This is a genomic window from Variovorax sp. W1I1, assembly GCF_030815625.1.
Classification (GTDB): Bacteria; Pseudomonadota; Gammaproteobacteria; order Burkholderiales; family Burkholderiaceae_C; genus Variovorax; species Variovorax paradoxus_C.
In genome coordinates, this window is the sequence record NZ_JAUSWZ010000001.1 from 4,455,805 (window position 1) to 4,472,988 (window position 17,184).

Genomic DNA, 17,184 nt, shown 5'->3' on the forward strand with positions numbered 1-17,184 from the left:
ATGCCCCTCTCCCATATCGGCAAGAACCGCGTTGCCCTCGCCGCAGTCTGTCTCGTTGCCCTGATGTTCGGCCTGGAAATCTCCAGTGTGCCGGTGATCCTGCCCACGCTCGAGAAAGTCCTGCACGGCGACTTCAAGGACATGCAATGGATCATGAACGCCTACACCATCGCCTGCACCACGGTGTTGATGGCTGCCGGCACGCTGGCCGACCGCTACGGCCGCAAGCGCATCCTCGTCGTCGGCATCGTCCTGTTCGGCATCACCTCGCTGGTCTGCGGTATCGCGCAGGACGCACTGGTGCTGATCGCGAGCCGCTTCCTGCAGGGCCTGAGCGGCGGCGTGATGCTGATCTGTCAGCTCGCGGTGCTGTCGCACCAGTTCCAGGAGGGGCCGGAGCGCAGCAAGGCCTTCGCGATCTGGGGCGTGGTCTTCGGCATGGGGCTGGGTTTCGGGCCGATCATCGGCGGCGCCATCGCAGCGCTGGCGAGCTGGGAATGGGTGTTCCTGGTGCATGTGCCGCTGAGCGTTCTGGCGCTGGCGCTCGTGCTGGGCAGCATCGAGGAGTCGCGCGATCCGCATGCCAAGCGGCTCGACCTGCCGGGCATCGTCACGTTGTCGCTGGCGGTGTTCGGGCTCACATGGTTCATCACGCAGGGGCCGGACATCGGCTTCACGAGCCCGCTGGCGCTCGGCATCCTCGCCGCTTCGGCCGCCAGCTTCGCGGTGTTCCTGTGGGTGGAGAAGATCAACCCGCATCCGATGTTCGATTTCTCGGTCTTCCGCATCCGCAATTTCTCGGGTGCGATCCTCGGTTCCATCGGCATGAACTTCAGCTTCTGGCCGTTCATGATCTACCTGCCGATCTATTTCCAGAGTGGCCTGGGCTACGGCGCCGTCACCGCAGGCTCAGCCTTGCTCGCCTACACGCTGCCCACGCTGCTGATGCCGCCGCTGGCCGAGCGCCTCTCGCTGCGCTGGCGGCCGGGCGCGGTCATTCCGCTGGGCATGTTCGTGATTGGCGTGGGCTTCTTCGCGATGCGCTACGGCAGCAGCGCAGCGCAGGCGAGCTGGATGACCATGCTGCCCGGCTGCCTGCTGGCCGGCATCGGCCTCGGCCTGACCAACACGCCCGTGACGAACACCACGACCGGCTCGGTGCCCAGCAACCGCGCCGGCATGGCGTCGGGCATCGACATGAGCGCGCGGCTGATCACGCTGGCGGTCAACATCGCGCTGATGGGGTTCATCCTGCTCGGGGGCATCTTCTCGTCGCTGAGGAATGCCCTGCCCGCGTCGTTCGACGCGCAGCAGCTGCGCCTGCTCGCGGAGAAGATCGCGGCCGGCAACTTCGCATCGCTCGCACAGGGCTTTCCGGACCTCGCGCAGTTCGATCCGTCCGGTGCGATCGTCCATGCGGCGCTGCTGCACGGCTTCGGACTGGTGATGCTCTATGGCGGCATCGGTATCTGGGTGCTGGCGGCGATCAGCTTCGTGATCTTCGGCAGCCGCAGGCCGTCGGTGCAGGCTTCGGGTGCGTGCCCCTGAAGCCGGACAAGATCAGTTGCTGGGCGCCTGCGCCGCGCGCTTCCAGGCGGCGGCGGCCTGCTCGGCATCCTCGCGCGCTTCGGCCAGCTCGGCCAGCGCGAGCCAGGCGCGGCGATAGAGCTCTGCGTCTTGCAATGCGAGCCCGGCCTGCGTCAGCAGTTGCTGCGCCTTGCCCCAGAGCTGGCGCTTCATGCAGGCCATGCCGGCGAGGTACTGCAGGTTCGCGTCGCGCGGGTTGTTGCGCTGGGCACTTTCGATGCGGGCGAGCCAGTCGGCGTCCACCGAGTCGAGCCCCGCTTCGAGTGCGCGCGCGAGCTTCACGCGCAACGCATCGCCGAGGCCGCGCGGGTTCGCCACCATGCGCTCCCAGGCGGGCAGCAGCCAGCCACGCGCGAGCGACAGGTCGCCGTGAAGCAGCACCATGCGTTGCGCGCCATGGATCGCCACCTCGGGCATTTCGCGTTCGTTGGTGTCGAGTTCGGACCAGGCGCGCATCAACTGCGCCGGGTCGTGCGCGCCAGACAGCAGCTCGGTCGCGAGACCGCGCACGATGCTTTGCGCCGCCGCATCCGAGAAGGCGCGGTGCTTGGCCAGCAAGCGGGCTGTTTCGAGGGCTTCGAGCGTGCGCCGGTCCTGGCGTGCCGCCTTCAGGCGAAGGCGCAGGGCCAGCGTGCGCCGCTGTGCGCCCTGCGGAAGTTCTTCGAGGCGGGCAAGCGCGGCGGCCGCATCGCGGTCTTCGAGCGCCCAGCGCGCAGCGCGCAGCTGCACGCCTTCGCGTGTCTCGGGGCTTGCAAGCAATGTGCGATCGACGCTTTCATTGAGAGCCTGCTGCAGATGCGCATCGCGCGCCGGCTTGTCCTGCAAAGCCTGCGCGCTCTCGGCTGCGAGCAAATGCGACAGCACGCGCACCTGCTGCGCCTGGGGCAGGTTCGCATCGAGTGCGGCCAATGTTTTTTCCTGCACCAGCGCGGACTGGGCCGCCTTGCGTGCGCGCGAGAAGCGGCCGGCGATCAACTGCACCATCGCATCGAGCAAGGCCGCATGCAATGTGCGTTCCTTCTGCTGGAGGCGCCACTGGCGCGCCTGCGTCGGCAGCGAGAACAACGCGGCCAGCGCACGCAGCGCCACGTGCAGCAACACGAAAGTGCCCAGCAGGATCACGAGCACGAGGTTCAGCGACAGGTCGACGCGCCAGGGCGGCCAGAACACCGTGATCGTGCCCTGGTTGTTGCCCGCGAAAAGAGCGACTGCCGCGGCGACGGCGAACAGCGCGAGGAGCCAGATTGCAGCGCGCATGACCGGATCAGCGTCCCGCGGCCGCAGTGGCCAGTGCCGCGAGCGTGTCGTCGACGCGTGCCGGCTCGGTGGTCTTCACCTGTGCCTGCAGTTGCTGCAGCAGCGTGGCCGCTGCCTGCGTGCGACGCGATGCGGGGTCGAAATAGCGGTTGAGCGACGCGCCCACCTGGGCCAGTTCGGTGCGCGTGGCATCGACTTGGCGCGACAGCAGCGAAAGGCGCGCGTTGAGCAGCTTGAGCTTGAGGTTCTCGCGCAGGAAGTAGGTCTGCTCGGGCGCCAGCAGGATCGCCTCGGGGCTCTGGATGCGGCCGACGCGCACCAGCGAACGCGCTTCGCCGCGCACCGTGAGCAGCGCACGCCGCCACCATGGTGCATCGGCCGGAATCGGTTCGGGCTGCCACGCGTTGACGCCCGTGCCGCGCACCGCCACCGCATTGATCGCGGGCAGGTCGTCCACGTTGCGCATCAGTTCGTCGAGCTTCTGCAGTGCTTCGGCGCTGTCGACGCTCGAGTTGCTGCGGAGGCGGTCTGCGTCGCGCTGCATCGCGCGCTGCAGCGGTGCGAGCCGCGGCTGCGCGGCGCGCGAGATGCGCAGGTCGCCGGCCTTCAGTGCAGCCAGCAAGGGTTCGACGTTGCCGGTGACCTGCGCCTGCTGCAGCGCAAGGCGCACGGCCGACTCGATATCGACCACGAGGTTTTCATCGCGCGAACGCGAGAGGCTCTGCATCAGCTCCTCGAGTTGCGAACGCTGCAGTGCGACTTCGGCCACGCGGGTTTCGATGAGCGCCACGCGGGCCGCGGCATCGCGCACCGTGTCGCTGGCTTGGCGCGCCAGCGTGCGCGCTTCCATCGACTGGGCGGTGGCCTCGGCGCTCTGGCGTGCCAGCTGCTCCTTCATGCCGCTGACCTTGTTCCACAGCGCGATGGTCATCACCAATGCGAGCAGCGCCATGAGAGTGAGGAGCCCCAGGCCGATGCGGGACAGCAAAGTGGCTGCGGCGGCCATGGCGGCGGGCGTCTGATGCGGCGCCAGCGTGGCGGGCACCGGCGCCGTTGCGGCAGTGGGAGAAGGAGGAGAAATGTCGTCTGACGGGGACGCGGCGCTCATGCCAACGATTCTATCGACGCGATCAACGCATCCCGCAGGGGTGTGCAGACACGCAACGCACCAAAACCCGCGGCCCGCGCGGCTTCGCCAATGCGTGCGTGCGTGGCGACCGCGCTCGCGGCGTGCCAGCCGGTGCCGGGCATCGCGCGCTGAAGATTGGCGATCGCTTCCGAGCTGCTGAAGAGCCAGATCGCGCGCCCTTGCGCACCGTCGACAGCGAGCTGGTGTTGTCCGACATCGAACAACGGCGGCAATCGGCGATAGGCCACCACGGTGTCGCGACGCCCGTTCGCCGCGTCGATCTCCTTGGCCAGCCAGTCGCGGCCGGCGGGCTGCCCGGCTTCATCGCCGCCGCGCACGATGAGCACGCGCACGCCGGCCGACACCTGCGCCTGCACGCGCTCCCACAGCGCTTCGGAGTCGAAGCGCGTGGCCTCGGGCGGCGGTGCGTCGATGGCTTCGGGCGGCACGCCGGCGCGCAGCAAGGCGCGCGTCGTGCCGGGCCCCGTGGCCCAGAAGCGGCAACCGGCCATCGCTTCGTCGGATGAATCCGCGTCCCTGCTCTGGAAGAAATGCTCGACCGCCGTGGCGCTGACGAACATCAGCGCGGCGTAGTCTTCGATGCGCCGCCAGGCCGCGCGCAGCGGCTCGGCATCGTGAACCGGCTCGATGACGATCAATGGAAGCGCCACCGCATCGAACCCGGCGGCGCGCAAGTCGTCGACCCATTGCACCGCCTCGCGCGCGGGCCGCGTGACGATGACGGGCCGCGCAGTCATCGGACGACCACGGGTTTCAGTGGGCGCCTGCGTCGCGCAGCAGCGCGGCGGCGTGTTCGCCGAGCGCGTCGGCGCGTCCGAAGTCACCGACGTCGGCCTGCGCATGAACGCGAACGAGCGGCGCATTGCCTTCAGGGTCGCCCCAGGCCGCATCGATGCGCAATGCGCCATCGGCCTGCCAGCGGGCATGCGCCGCGAGCGGCATCGAACAACTGCCACCCATCGCACGGCTCACTGCGCGTTCGGCGGCGGTCGAGAGCCAGTCGCCGCGATGCGCGAGCGGTGCGAGCAGTTCGATCAGATCCTCGCGGTCGGCGCGCACTTCGATGCCCAGAGCGCCCTGCCCCGCTGCCGGCAGCATGTCGTCGGGTTCGAAGGCCACGCGGATGCGGTCTTCGAGGCCGAGACGCTTCAAGCCCGCGGCCGCCAGGATGATCGCGTCGTACTGCCCCTCGTCGAGCTTGCGCAGGCGCGTATCGAGGTTGCCTCGCAGCGGTTCGATGCGCACGTCGGGCCGCCTGGCCTTGAGCAGCACCACGCGGCGCAGGCTGGAGGTGCCGACCACCGCGCCGTGCGGCAGTTCGTCGAGCGAGGCGTATCGGGGGGAGACCATTGCATCGCGCGGATCTTCGCGCTCCAGCACGCAGGCGAGGACGAAGCCTTCGGGCAGGTCCATCGGCACATCTTTGAGCGAATGCACCGCGATGTCGGCGCGACCGTCTTCGATCGCCGTTTCGAGTTCCTTCACGAAGAGGCCCTTGCCGCCGACCTTGCTCAGGCTCTTGTCGAGGATCTGGTCGCCCCGGGTCGTCATGCCCAGGAGGCTGACCGTATGGCCTCGTTCTTGCAGAAGCGCTTGCACGTGTTCGGCTTGCCAAAGGGCCAACCGGCTTTCGCGCGTCGCGATCACGATATTGCTCAAGACCGCTCCCAAAAAGTACATGTTTTCAGACGCCGGAATGCTAGCATGTTGCGCCGCAGCAACGCAGGCGGCGCGTCCATTCAAGTCCCCAGGAACAACATCGAATGAAAGCCAGCAAGACCCCTGCCCTCCCCAAGCGCCGACAGGCCGAAGACCAGCCACTGATCGACGACATCCGGCTGTTGGGCCGGATCCTCGGCGATGTGATCCGGGAGCAGGAAGGAGACGAAACCTATGCGTTGGTGGAGAAGATCCGCACCCTGTCCGTGGCCTTTCGCCGCGACGCGGACCAGGCGGCCGACCGGGCGCTCAAAAACCTGCTCAAGGGCCTGAGCGCCGCCGAGACGGTGCGCGTGATTCGCGCCTTCACCTACTTCAGCCACCTGGCCAATCTTGCAGAAGACCGCCACCAGATCCGCCGCCGCACCGAGGCCGATCGCGAAGGCGTGCTGGCCGACGGCGACCTGCAGACCGCCCTCGCGCGCATCCGCAAGGCGGGCGTGAAGCCCGACGAAATCGTCGCCTCGCTCGCCCACAGCTACGTGTCGCCCGTGCTCACCGCGCACCCGACGGAAGTGCAGCGCAAGAGCATCCTGGATGCCGAGCGCGCCATTGCCCTGCTGCTCACCACGCGCGATGAAATCAAGCTGCGCCAGAGCGCCTACGCGAGCGGAAAGGATGCGCTCTCGCCCATCGAGCTCGCCGACAACGAAACGCAGATGCGCACGCGCGTCACGCAGATCTGGCAGACGCGCCTCCTGCGCTTTTCCAAGCTCACCGTGGCCGATGAAATCGAGAACGCGCTGAGCTACTACGAAGCCACCTTCCTTCGCGAGATTCCGCGCGTCTATGCCGACCTCGAAAAGGCGCTGACGCAAGGCGGCCACACGCCGTCGGTTGCGCCTTTCCTGCGCATGGGCCAGTGGATCGGCGGCGACCGCGACGGCAACCCGAACGTCACCGCCGAAACGCTCGAATACGCGCTCGGCCGGCAGGCCGAACTGGCGCTGCGCTACTACCTCACCGAGGTGCATTACCTGGGCGGCGAGCTTTCACTTTCGGCCACGCTGGTCGACGTGTCAGTGGAGATGCAGGCGCTGGCCGAGCGCTCGCCCGACACCAGCGAGCACCGCAAGGACGAGCCCTACCGCCGCGCGCTCACGGGCGTGTATGCGCGCCTGGCGGCCACGTTGCGCGAGCTCACCGGCGGCGAGGCCGCGCGCCATGCGGTCGCACCGCAGAACCCGTATGCGAAAGCCGAGGAATTCCTCGCCGACCTGCGCACGGTGGAAGAGTCGCTCGGCGAAAAGCACGGCAGCGTGCTCGCCGCGCCGCGCCTGCGGCCGCTGATCCGCGCGGTGGAAGTGTTCGGCTTCCACCTCGCCACGGTCGACCTGCGCCAGAGCTCCGACAAGCACGAGGCGGTGATCGCCGAGCTGCTCGCCACCGCACGCATCGAGCCTTCTTACGCCTCGCTCGCCGAAGAGGCCAAGCAGACGCTGCTGCTCAAGCTGCTCGACGATGCGCGCCCCTTGCGCGTGCCCGATGCCGGCTACTCGCCGCTCGCAAAAAGCGAGTTGGCCATCTTCGCCGCCGCCCGTACCGCGCGTGCGCGCTACGGCGCCGCGGCCATTCGCCACTACATCATCAGCCACACCGAAACGGTGAGCGACCTGCTCGAAGCGCTGCTGCTGCAAAAGGAAGTGGGCCTCCTGCGCGGTGCGATGGCCACCAATGCGGTGTGCGACCTGATCGTCGTGCCGCTGTTCGAAACCATCGAAGACCTGCGCAATGCCGCGCCCATCGTGCGTGCCTTCTATGCGCTGCCGAACATCCAGGCGCTCATCGAGCGCTCGGGCGGCGAGCAGGACGTGATGCTCGGCTACAGCGACAGCAACAAGGACGGCGGCATCTTCACCAGCAACTGGGAGCTGTACCGCGCGGGCATCGCGCTGGTGTCGCTGTTCGACGAACTCAACAAGAAGAAGGCCAACCCGATTCGCCTGCGCATGTTCCATGGCCGCGGCGGCACGGTGGGACGCGGCGGCGGCCCGAGCTACCAGGCGATCCTCGCGCAGCCGCCGGGCACTGTGCGCGGCCAGATCCGTCTCACGGAGCAAGGCGAAGTCATCGGCTCGAAGTACGCCAACCGCGAGATCGGACGCCGCAACCTCGAGACGCTCGTGGCCGCCACGCTCGAGGCCACGCTGCTGCCGCAGGGCAAGTCGGCGCCTGCCACCTTCCTTTCGGCCGCGAGCGAACTCTCGGCCGCCAGCATGGCCGCGTACCGCAAGCTGGTGTACGAGACCCCCGGTTTCGGCGACTACTTCTTCGGCTCCACGCCGATCCGCGAAATCGCCGAACTCAACATCGGCTCGCGCCCGGCCTCCCGCAACCCGAGCCACAAGATCGACGACCTGCGCGCGGTGCCGTGGAGCTTCAGCTGGGGCCAGTGCCGCCTCACGATTCCGGGCTGGTTCGGCTTCGGCGCCGGCGTGGAGCAGTTCCTCGCCTCGGCCGGTAACGCCGCCGGCAAGAAGGAGCGCGTGGCGCTGCTGCAGCGCATGTACGCGCAGTGGCCGTTCTTTCGCACGCTGCTGTCGAACATGGACATGGTGCTCGCCAAGAGCGACCTCGCGCTGGCCTCGCGCTACGCGGAACTCGTGACCGACCGCAAGCTGCGCCAGAAGGTGTTCTCGATGATCGATGCCGAATGGCACCGCACCTCGGATGCGCTCACGCTCATCACCGGCGCGAAGCAGCGGCTCGAAGGCAATGCGGAGATGCAGCGTTCGGTGCGCCATCGTTTCCCGTACATCGATCCGCTGCATCACCTGCAGGTCGAATTGATGCGCCGTTATCGCGCGGGCGACGGCGGCGAGCGGCTGCAGCGCGGCATTCACATCTCGATCAACGGGGTGGCCGCGGGGCTGCGCAACACGGGCTGATCAGGCTCGGCCAACAAAGACGGAGGGCGCCTTGTGCGCCCTCTCCTACGTGAACAGTCGCCAATGAGGAACCCGTAAGGTCATTTAAAAGCGTACGGTCGGACACGTTCACAGTTCTCGCAATCGCGCGGCAGCTCGAAGTCGTTTCACAGGAGCCCGTTGCAATGTCCGTCCCGCAGTCCCTTACCCATTCGCAAGTCGATTTCGTCAACGACGATTTCGAAGCCCTGGCCTCCCACATGCGCCATTGCGCACGCGCCCATGGCCGATGGTTCTCGGTGCGAAGCCACATGCAACGTGTGCGCGCACTCGCTGCGGGCCGCATCGTCACGATGGCCTGCATGGCCGTGGTCCTCGGCATCGGTCTCTTCGCGATCGCTTGAGCGCCGCAGCCGTTGCCGACCGCCTCCAGGGGCTCAGTCACTACGCCCGGACGCTTCTGCTGGGTCCGCATGACCCGGTAGCCCTCCCGATCCGCGCCGAACTCTTCGGCGCCCAACGTTTCGAGCAGCACGGCCACAGCCTCGCGCGCGCGCAGGTGGTGGAAGATGACCATCGCCGCACCAGCGAAGCTGCACCGTTTTTTCCGCGCGTGGACGAGAACCTCGAGTCGCTGCGCGCCGCCTTCGACTACATCGCGCTGATCTCGCAGAGCGGACGCTACGTGTCGCCGGCCGCCGAATGGCTGCTCGACAACTTCCACCTCGTCGAAGCGCAGCTCCAGCAGATTCACGACGGCGTGCCGCGCAGCTACTACGCGCGCCTGCCCAAGCTGGCCACGCCGCCGCTCGCGGGCCTGCCGCGCGTGTACGGCATCGCCTGGGCCTATGTGGCGCACACCGACAGCGTGCTCAACAAGACGCTGTTCACCGCCTTCCTCAACGCCTACCAGGACATCGACGAACTCACGCTCGGTGAACTCTGGGCGCTGCCTACCACGCTGCGCGTCGTTCTGCTCGAGAACCTGCGCCGCGTGGCCGAAAGCATTGCCGAGAACAAGGTCGCGCGCGAGATTGCGCACGCCGCCTGGGATGCGGCGCCGCATCTCTCGGCGCAGGACCTCGACGTGCTCTACCGCGCGCTGCAGAGCCACGGCTTGCAGGCCCCCTACCTCACGCAGCTCTGGCAGCGCCTGCCGGTCGAGCACGGCGAGAACATGCCGGCGCTCGTGCGCTGGACCGAGCAGCACTGCCCCAACGGCCCCGCGCTCATCAACGACGCGCAGAACGCACAGGCCGCCGCCAACCTCACGGTCGGCAACATCATCACCACGCTGCGCATGATCGGCCAGGTCGAGTGGAGCGACCTGATCGAACCGGTGAGCCGCTCGCTGCGCGTGCTGCGCGAACTGCCGAGCTTTGCGAGCGAGAGCGAGCGCACCCGCCAGCAGATCACGCATGCGATGGAGCGGGTGGCGCGCGACACCGAACAGCCCGAGCGCGAAGTGGCCGAGGCCGTCGTGCGCATGGCCGCAAGCGCACCGGCCGACGATGCCGCTGCCGAAACCGACCGCGCGGATGGCACCGCGGGCTACTACCTTTTCGGCCAGGGCCGACCGGCGTTGATTGCCGCATTGCAGTCCGGTGGACAGGCGGGCCGCAATGGCCGCGCGGCTCCTGCCCGGCCCGCACGCAGCCATCGCAGCTGGCGCCTTCCCGCGTACCTGCTGTCCGTCGCCGTGGGCACCGCATTGCTGCTGTTCGCCGTGGCGCAGGGCCTCGCGCATCGCGGCGACTGGACCATTGTGGCCGTCCTCGTGCTGCTCGCATGGCCGCTCTCGGAAGCGGTGATCGCGCTGGCGCAACGGATCATGGCGGAGTCGGTGCGCATGCAGGCGCTGCCGCGCCTAGACTTCGCAGCCGGAATTCCCGAGCGGCACCGCGCGCTCGTCGTCATTCCCACATTGCTGACCTCGACTGCGAACAACGTGCAGCTCGCCCACCGGCTCGAACTGCACTGGCTCGCCAACCGTGAGCAGCACGCGCAGTTCGCGCTGCTCACCGACTGGGCCGACGCCTCGCAGGCCTCGCGGCCCGAAGACGCACCGCTGCTGGCCGACGCCATCGAGCGCATCGCCGCGCTCAACGCGAAGTACCCCGCGGCCGACGGCGCGGCGCCCCGCTTCCTCGTGCTGCATCGCCCGCGCACCTGGAGCGACACCGAAGAGCGCTGGATGGGCTGGGAGCGCAAGCGGGGCAAGCTCGAGATGCTGGTCCGCCTGCTCGCGACCGGCGATGCGAGTGGCTTCCTGCCGCTTGCGCCGGGCCAGCAACTGGCTGCGGGTCGCACGCCTTATGTGCTGACCCTCGACAGCGACACGGGCCTGCCGCCCGGCGCGCTGCGCGACCTGGTGTCGATTGCCGCGCATCCGCTCAACGCACCCGAGGTGGATGCGCAAAGCCGCCGCGTCGTCGCTGGCTTCGGCATCCTGCAGCCGCGCATCGTCACGCCGTTTCCGATGCGCAACGAGCGCTCGCCCTTCCACTGGATGTTCGCCGGCCAATGCGGGCTCGACCCGTACGGCAGCGGCGCATCGGACATCTACCAGGACGTGTTCGGCAGCGGCTCCTTCACCGGCAAGGGCCTGCTGAACGTGCGCGCGGTGCACGCCACGCTGGACCAGCGCATCCCCGACAGCGCCGTGCTGAGCCACGACCTGCTCGAAGGCACGGTCGCGCGCTGCGCGATGGTGAGCGACGTGGTGCTGATCGAAGACCACCCGCACCACGCCGGCGTCGCCGCCTCGCGCGTGCACCGCTGGGTGCGCGGCGACTGGCAGCTGCTGCCGCTGATGTGGCGCGCCCGGCGCTTCGGCATCGATGCGCTCGGCCTCTGGAAGATGGGCGACAACCTGCGCCGCTCGCAGGTGGTGCCGACTTCTTTCGCGTTGCTGGTGCTGGTGATCTTCACGCAGGCGATGCCACTCGGCTGGGCGCTGGCGGCCGTTGGTGCGGCGCTCACGCTCGGGCCGCTGCTCGGCGCGCTCGCCGGGCTAGTGCCGACGCGGCGCGCCATCGAGCTGCGCCACTTCTTCGACGTGGGCGCGGTCGAGCTGCTGCGCGCCCTGGCCAGTGCGGCATGGCAGTTCGTGCAACTCGCGGCGCAGACGCGGCTGCTGCTCGACGCGGCGTTTCTCGCGACGTGGCGGCTGGTCGTGAGCCGCAAGCACCTGCTGCAATGGACCACCGCCGCGCAGGCGCAGGCCCAGTCCAGCCAGCAACTGTTGCCGTTCCTTCGCAGCGGCGCTCTCAGCAGCGTGGCCTGTCTCGCGCTCGCCGTCGCGGCGCACTGGAGCGCGTACCCGATCGTCGGCCCACTGCTCTTCGTCGTATGGGCGCTCGCGCCTGTCGCCGCGTGGTGGAGCAGCCGCGTCGATGCCGAGGTGCCCGATCCGCTGAACGCCGGGCAGCGCACCTACCTCGAGAAACTGGCGCACGACACCTGGCTGTTCTTCGAGCACGTGGTCGGCCCCGACGACAACCACCTGCCGCCCGACAACCTGCAGCTGGAGCCGCAGCCCACCATCGCCCATCGCACCTCGCCGACCAACATCGGCATGTACCTGCTGGCGGTGTGCTGCGCGCGCGAGTTCCGCTGGATCGACACGGCCACGCTGCTCGCCCGCATCGGCGCCACGCTCGACACCGTCGACCGCATGCAGAAGCACCGGGGCCATCTCTTCAACTGGTACGACACGCAGACGCTCAAGCCGCTGCCGCCGGATTACGTCTCCAGCGTGGACAGCGGCAACTTCGCGGGCCACCTCGTGGCGGTGGCGCAGGCCTGCCGCGCCTTTTCCGCGGAGGGCTGCGAGAGCCACGAAGCGCCCGCGCTCGAAGCGCTTGCGCAACGCTGCGACGCGCTGCATGCGGGCATGGATTTCAGCGGCCTCTACGACGCCAAGCGCCACCTGTTCCACATTGGCCTGCGCGTCGAGGAGAACGTGCTCGACGCGAGCTACTACGACCTGCTTGCCTCCGAGTCGCGCCTCCTGAGCTTCCTGGCGATCGCCAAGGGCGACGTGCCGCGTCGCCACTGGATGGCGCTCGGCCGGCCGTTCCTGCTGGTGGGCTTCCAGCCCAGCCTCAAGTCGTGGTCCGGCTCGATGTTCGAGTACGTGATGCCCGCGCTCGTGATGCACGAACCCGAAGATGGCCTGCTGCAGGTCGCCAACAGCGCCGCCATCGCCGAGCAGCAGGCATTCGGCCGCGCGCAGAACCTGCCGTGGGGCGTTTCGGAATCGGCTTACTTCGCGCAGGACCACTCGCTCGCCTATCAGTACTCACCCTTCGGCGTGCCGCGCCTGGCGCTGCGCCGCACGCCGCCCACCGACCGCGTGGTCGCGCCCTACGCAAGCGTGATGGCCGCGGTGCTCGCGCCCGTGGCCGCGGTGGCCAATCTCGAACGGCTCGAAGCGCTCGGCGCGCGCGGCGAGTTCGGCTTTCACGACGCGGTGGACTTCACCGCCTCGCGCCAGGCCGAGGGCCAGGAATTCACCGTGGTGCGCAACTTCATGGCGCACCACCAGGGCATGTCGCTCGTGGCGCTGTGCAACGTGCTGTGCACCGACGGCCCGCGCCGCTGGTTCGGCAGCGCCGCGCTGGTGCAGGCGCACGAGTCGCTGCTGCACGAGCGCACGCCGCGGCAGATCATCGGCAGCGCCGATCCGCGCACGCCGCCCGAGCCCAGCCAGACGGAACTGGCGCCGCTGTTCCAGCCGCGCCTGGTCGACCCGATGGCGGCCGGCTTCCAACCCACGCACCTGCTGTCGAACGGCCGCTACACGGTGGCGCTGCGCGCCAACGGCGCGGGCGTGAGCCGCTGGCGTTCGTTCAACGTGACGCGCTGGCGCGACGACCCGCTGCGCGACAGCCACGGCACCTTCTTCTACATCCGTGACGAAGGCCAGCGCGAGCTCACCTCCCTCACCGCCCTGCCCGCGCCCGGCGCCGACTGGCTCTACCGCACCCGCTTTCTCGCCGACCAGGTGCAGTTCGATGCGGCCGGCCCGGGCCTGCAGGTGCGCACCACGGTGCTGATCAGCCCCGAGGACGACACCGAGCTGCGCAACATCACGCTGCACAACTCGGGCGATGAAACTCGCACGCTCGAACTCATTTCGTACTTCGAGCCGGTGCTCTCGAACCCCAAGGCCGACGAGGCGCATCCGGCCTTCGCCAACCTGTTCGTCGAATCGCGCTGGGAGCCCGCGTGGCGTGCGCTGCTGATGTCGCGCAGGCCCCGCCTGCACGGCGACCCGGTGGTGGCGGCCGCGCACTTCGTCGCCTCGGTCGATGCACATGTGCTTTCCATCGACTGCATGACCGACCGGCGCGCCTTCATCGGCCGCAACCGCTCGCTCGCGAGCCCCGCACTCGATGCGCAGCCGCTGCATATCAACGGCACGCCGGTGAATGGCCTGGACCCGATCGCGTGCCTGCGCGTGCGCCTGTCGATCGCGCCCGGCGCCACCGCACGCCTGAGCTTCGCGACCGCCGCCGACGAGAGCATCGAGGCGCTGATGCCCAGCATCGACCGCTACCTGCAGCCCATGCACGTGGAGCGCGCCACGCGCATGGCCGCCACGCTGGCGCAGGTGCGGCTGCGCGACCTGAGCATCGCGCCCGCGCAGAACCTTGCGCTGCAGGACCTGACGACCATCCTCACCTACACCACGCCGCGCGTGATGAAGGACCGCGGGCTCATCGACCTCCGGCAGATCTGGCGCTTCGGCATCTCCGGCGACAAGCCCATCGTGCTGGTCTACATCCATTCGATGAACGGCATGGGGCTCATCAACACGCTCTTGCGCGCGCAGCCGTGGTGGGGCTTCGGCGGCGTGGCCTGCGACCTGGTGGTGCTCAACAGCGAGCCCAATTCGTACCTGATGCCGCTGCAGCGCGAGATCGAAGCGCTGCGCACGCGGGTGCAGCAGCAGACCCAGAACAGCTTTCCGCGCAACGACACGGCAGGCTTCTACCTGCTGCGCGACCACGAGGTGGCGCCTTCGGAAAAGGCCGCGCTCTCCAGCCTCGCGCGCGTGGTGTTCACTGCCGACGGCCGCGCGCTCGAAGTGCAGGTGGCCGCGCTGCACGAAGCGCGCAGCCCGACGATTGCCGACGACAGCAGCGCGCCGGTGCCGCAGCGCACGCCGCTGCTCATGCGCTCGGCCGCGGCTCAATCGGCGCAGCCCGCGACGACGCCGATGACGGCGCCGGCCGGCCGCTTCGACGCGGAGAGCGGCGAGTTCCGCTTCGACGTCGACATGGACAACCGCACGCCGCGCCCCTGGGTCAACGTGATCGCCAATGCGAACTTCGGCTTCCAGGTGTCCGAGTGGGGCACCGGCTTCACCTGGGCCGGCAACAGCCGCATGCACCAGGTCACGCCGTGGTCGAACGACCCGGTGCAGGACCCGGCCTTCGAGCACTACCTGCTGCAGGACCTGGCCACGCGCGAGCTGCTGCCGCTCACGCCCGCCGGTCAGGGCGCCAGTGGCTCCGAAGCCGTGCGTCACCGCGTTCGGCATGGCCAGGGCTACTCGGTCTTCGAATGCCGGCTGCACAACCTGACGCTCAAGACCACCTTCTTCGCGGACCGCGACGATGCCGTGAAGCTGGTGCACGTGCGCGTGCAAAACGAGGGCTCCGGCCAGCGGCGCCTGCGCACGCTGGGCATGGTCGAGTGGCAAATGGGCGCGGCGCGCGGCGAACGGCGCACCGTGCATTGCTGGAAGCCGGAAGACCAGCCGGCGGTGTTCGGCCAGCAGCGCGAATCGGGCGGGGGCTTCGGCGGAAGCACAGCCTTTTTGCTACTCGCCGGCTTGTCCGGAGCCACGCAATGGACCTGCGACCGCAACGAGTTCTTCGCGGGGCACGGCATCGTCGAGGTGCCCGAGACGCTCGCGCGGCGCGCGGGCAGCGGGCTCGACGCGTGCGCGGCCATCGGCGGCGAGTTCGTCGTCGGTGCGGGCGAGAGCGCGGAATTCACCTTCGTGTTGGGCCATGCCGGTACCGCCGAGGCCGCGCTCGACCTGGCGCACCGCTGGCGGCAACGCGATGTCCCTGAAGCATTGGCGCAGGTGCGCGGGTTCTGGGACGAACTGCTCGGCCGCCTCACCGTGCGCACGCCCGATCCGCTGTTCGACGCGATGGTCAACCGCTGGCTCATCTACCAGACGCTGGCCTGCCGGCTCTGGTCGAAGGCCGGCTTCTACCAGGCGGGCGGCGCCTTCGGTTTTCGCGACCAGCTGCAGGACGCGATGGCTTTCTCGCTCACCGATCCGGCGCGGCTGCGCGAGCAGATCCTCGTCAACGCCGCGCGCCAGTTCCCCGAAGGCGACGTGCAGCACTGGTGGCACATGCCCGGCGGTGCCGGCGTGCGCACGCATTTCTCGGACGACCTGCTGTGGCTGCCGTTCGCGACGGCGCACTATGTCGAGGTGACCGGCGATGCCTCGCTGCTCGACCAGGTGGTCGGCTTCATCGAAGGCCCGGTGATTCCCGATGGCGCCGAAGACGCCTACTACGCGCCGCAGAACAACGGCCGCACGGCCACCGTGTTCGACCACGGCGCGCGCGCCATCGACCGGAGCCTGAAAACCGGCGTGCACGGCCTGCCGCTGATGGGCACGGGCGACTGGAACGACGGCATGAACCGCGTGGGCCACGAAGGCCGCGGCGAATCGGTGTGGCTCGCGTGGTTCCTTTGCAGCGTGGTCGAGCACTACGCGCCCATCGCCGAAGCACGCGGCGAACACGAACGCGCCGCACGCTGGACCGAAGCGCGCCGCGGCTGGATCGCCGCGCTGCACGATGCGGGCTGGGACGGTGCATGGTTCCGCCGTGCCTTCTTCGACAACGGCGCGCCACTGGGCTCGTCGGCCAACGACGAATGCCGCATCGACCTGATCGCGCAGGCGTGGTCGGTGCTCTCCGGCGCTTCGGACGCGGCGCACACCGGCCCCGCGATGGCGGCCGTGAAGAAACACCTGCACGACGAGCCCGCAGGCCTGTTGCGCCTTTTGACGCCGCCCTTCGCGCACTCGACCAACAACCCGGGCTACATCCAGGCCTATCCGCCCGGCGTGCGCGAGAACGGCGGGCAGTACTCGCACGGCGCGGTCTGGGCGCTGATGGCGCAGGCGCTGCAAGGCGACCATGAAGCGGCGTGGCAGAGCTTCGAGGGGCTGAGCCCGGCGCACCGCGGCACGCATCCGGAGCGCGGGCCAGCCTACGAACTGGAGCCCTACGTGATGGCGGGCGACATCTACGGCGCCGCGCCGTATGTGGGCCGGGGCGGCTGGAGCTGGTACACCGGCTCGGCCGCTTGGCTGCATCGCGCGTCCGTCGAAACGCTGCTGGGGCTGAGCGTGAAGGGCAGGCAGCTTTCGCTGACGCCGCACGTGCCTGCGCACTGGCCGGGCTTCGAGATCGCGCTGCGGCTCGGCGAGCGCCGCCTCACGCTGCAGTGGGGCGCGCCCGAGGTCGCTGCGACACCCACCCACCATGTGGCGGTGGGCGAATGGATCGACTGGCAGGCGCTGCCGGCGGAGGCGGTGCTGCGGGTCGGCTGAGTGGAACT

8 protein-coding genes are annotated in these 17,184 nt (G+C 68.9%); 4 read left to right on the forward strand and 4 right to left on the reverse strand.

The genetic code is table 11. The features are described from left to right. Positions 1-1,548, forward strand: coding sequence for an MFS transporter (locus QFZ83_RS20985; protein ID WP_307509711.1), 1,548 nt, complete (start codon positions 1-3; stop codon positions 1,546-1,548). Between the two features lie 12 nt (positions 1,549-1,560). On the opposite strand, the gene QFZ83_RS20990 is transcribed toward QFZ83_RS20985, so the two are convergent. From QFZ83_RS20990 to hemC, 4 genes are read right to left on the reverse strand one after another with little or no spacing between them, the layout of a single operon-like run. Then, a complete protein-coding gene (locus tag QFZ83_RS20990; RefSeq protein ID WP_307509714.1) occupies positions 1,561-2,844 on the reverse strand; it encodes a heme biosynthesis protein HemY in 1,284 nt (427 codons plus the stop codon). Positions 2,845-2,851: 7 nt separating this feature from the next. Continuing rightward, positions 2,852-3,952 carry a uroporphyrinogen-III C-methyltransferase gene (locus QFZ83_RS20995; RefSeq protein WP_307509718.1) on the reverse strand — a complete coding sequence of 367 codons (1,101 nt, stop codon included), beginning with the start codon at positions 3,950-3,952 and terminating at the stop codon, positions 2,852-2,854. After that, on the reverse strand, positions 3,949-4,731 hold the full coding sequence (locus QFZ83_RS21000; protein WP_307509721.1) for a uroporphyrinogen-III synthase: 783 nt from the start codon (positions 4,729-4,731) through the stop codon (positions 3,949-3,951). The genes QFZ83_RS20995 and QFZ83_RS21000 overlap by 4 nt, the downstream gene beginning before the upstream one ends. A 16-nt stretch (positions 4,732-4,747) precedes the next feature. Continuing rightward, positions 4,748-5,674, reverse strand: coding sequence for a hydroxymethylbilane synthase (gene hemC / locus QFZ83_RS21005; protein ID WP_307509724.1), 927 nt, complete (start codon positions 5,672-5,674; stop codon positions 4,748-4,750). Between the two features lie 83 nt (positions 5,675-5,757). Here hemC and ppc point away from each other — a divergent pair, with 83 nt between their 5' ends. The 3 genes from ppc (at position 5,758) to QFZ83_RS21020 (ending at position 17,176) form a co-directional block, all read left to right on the forward strand. Further along, positions 5,758-8,601, forward strand: coding sequence for a phosphoenolpyruvate carboxylase (gene ppc, locus QFZ83_RS21010; RefSeq protein WP_306879830.1), 2,844 nt, complete (start codon positions 5,758-5,760; stop codon positions 8,599-8,601). A 164-nt stretch (positions 8,602-8,765) separates the two neighbouring features. Further along, on the forward strand, positions 8,766-8,984 hold the full coding sequence (locus tag QFZ83_RS21015; protein ID WP_306879831.1) for a hypothetical protein: 219 nt from the start codon (positions 8,766-8,768) through the stop codon (positions 8,982-8,984). Then, the gene (locus QFZ83_RS21020; RefSeq protein ID WP_307509727.1) at positions 8,981-17,176 is read left to right on the forward strand and encodes a GH36-type glycosyl hydrolase domain-containing protein; all 8,196 of its coding nucleotides are present in this window, start codon (positions 8,981-8,983) and stop codon (positions 17,174-17,176) included. Before QFZ83_RS21015 ends, QFZ83_RS21020 begins: the two co-directional genes overlap by 4 nt. Positions 17,177-17,184 lie beyond the last annotated feature (8 nt).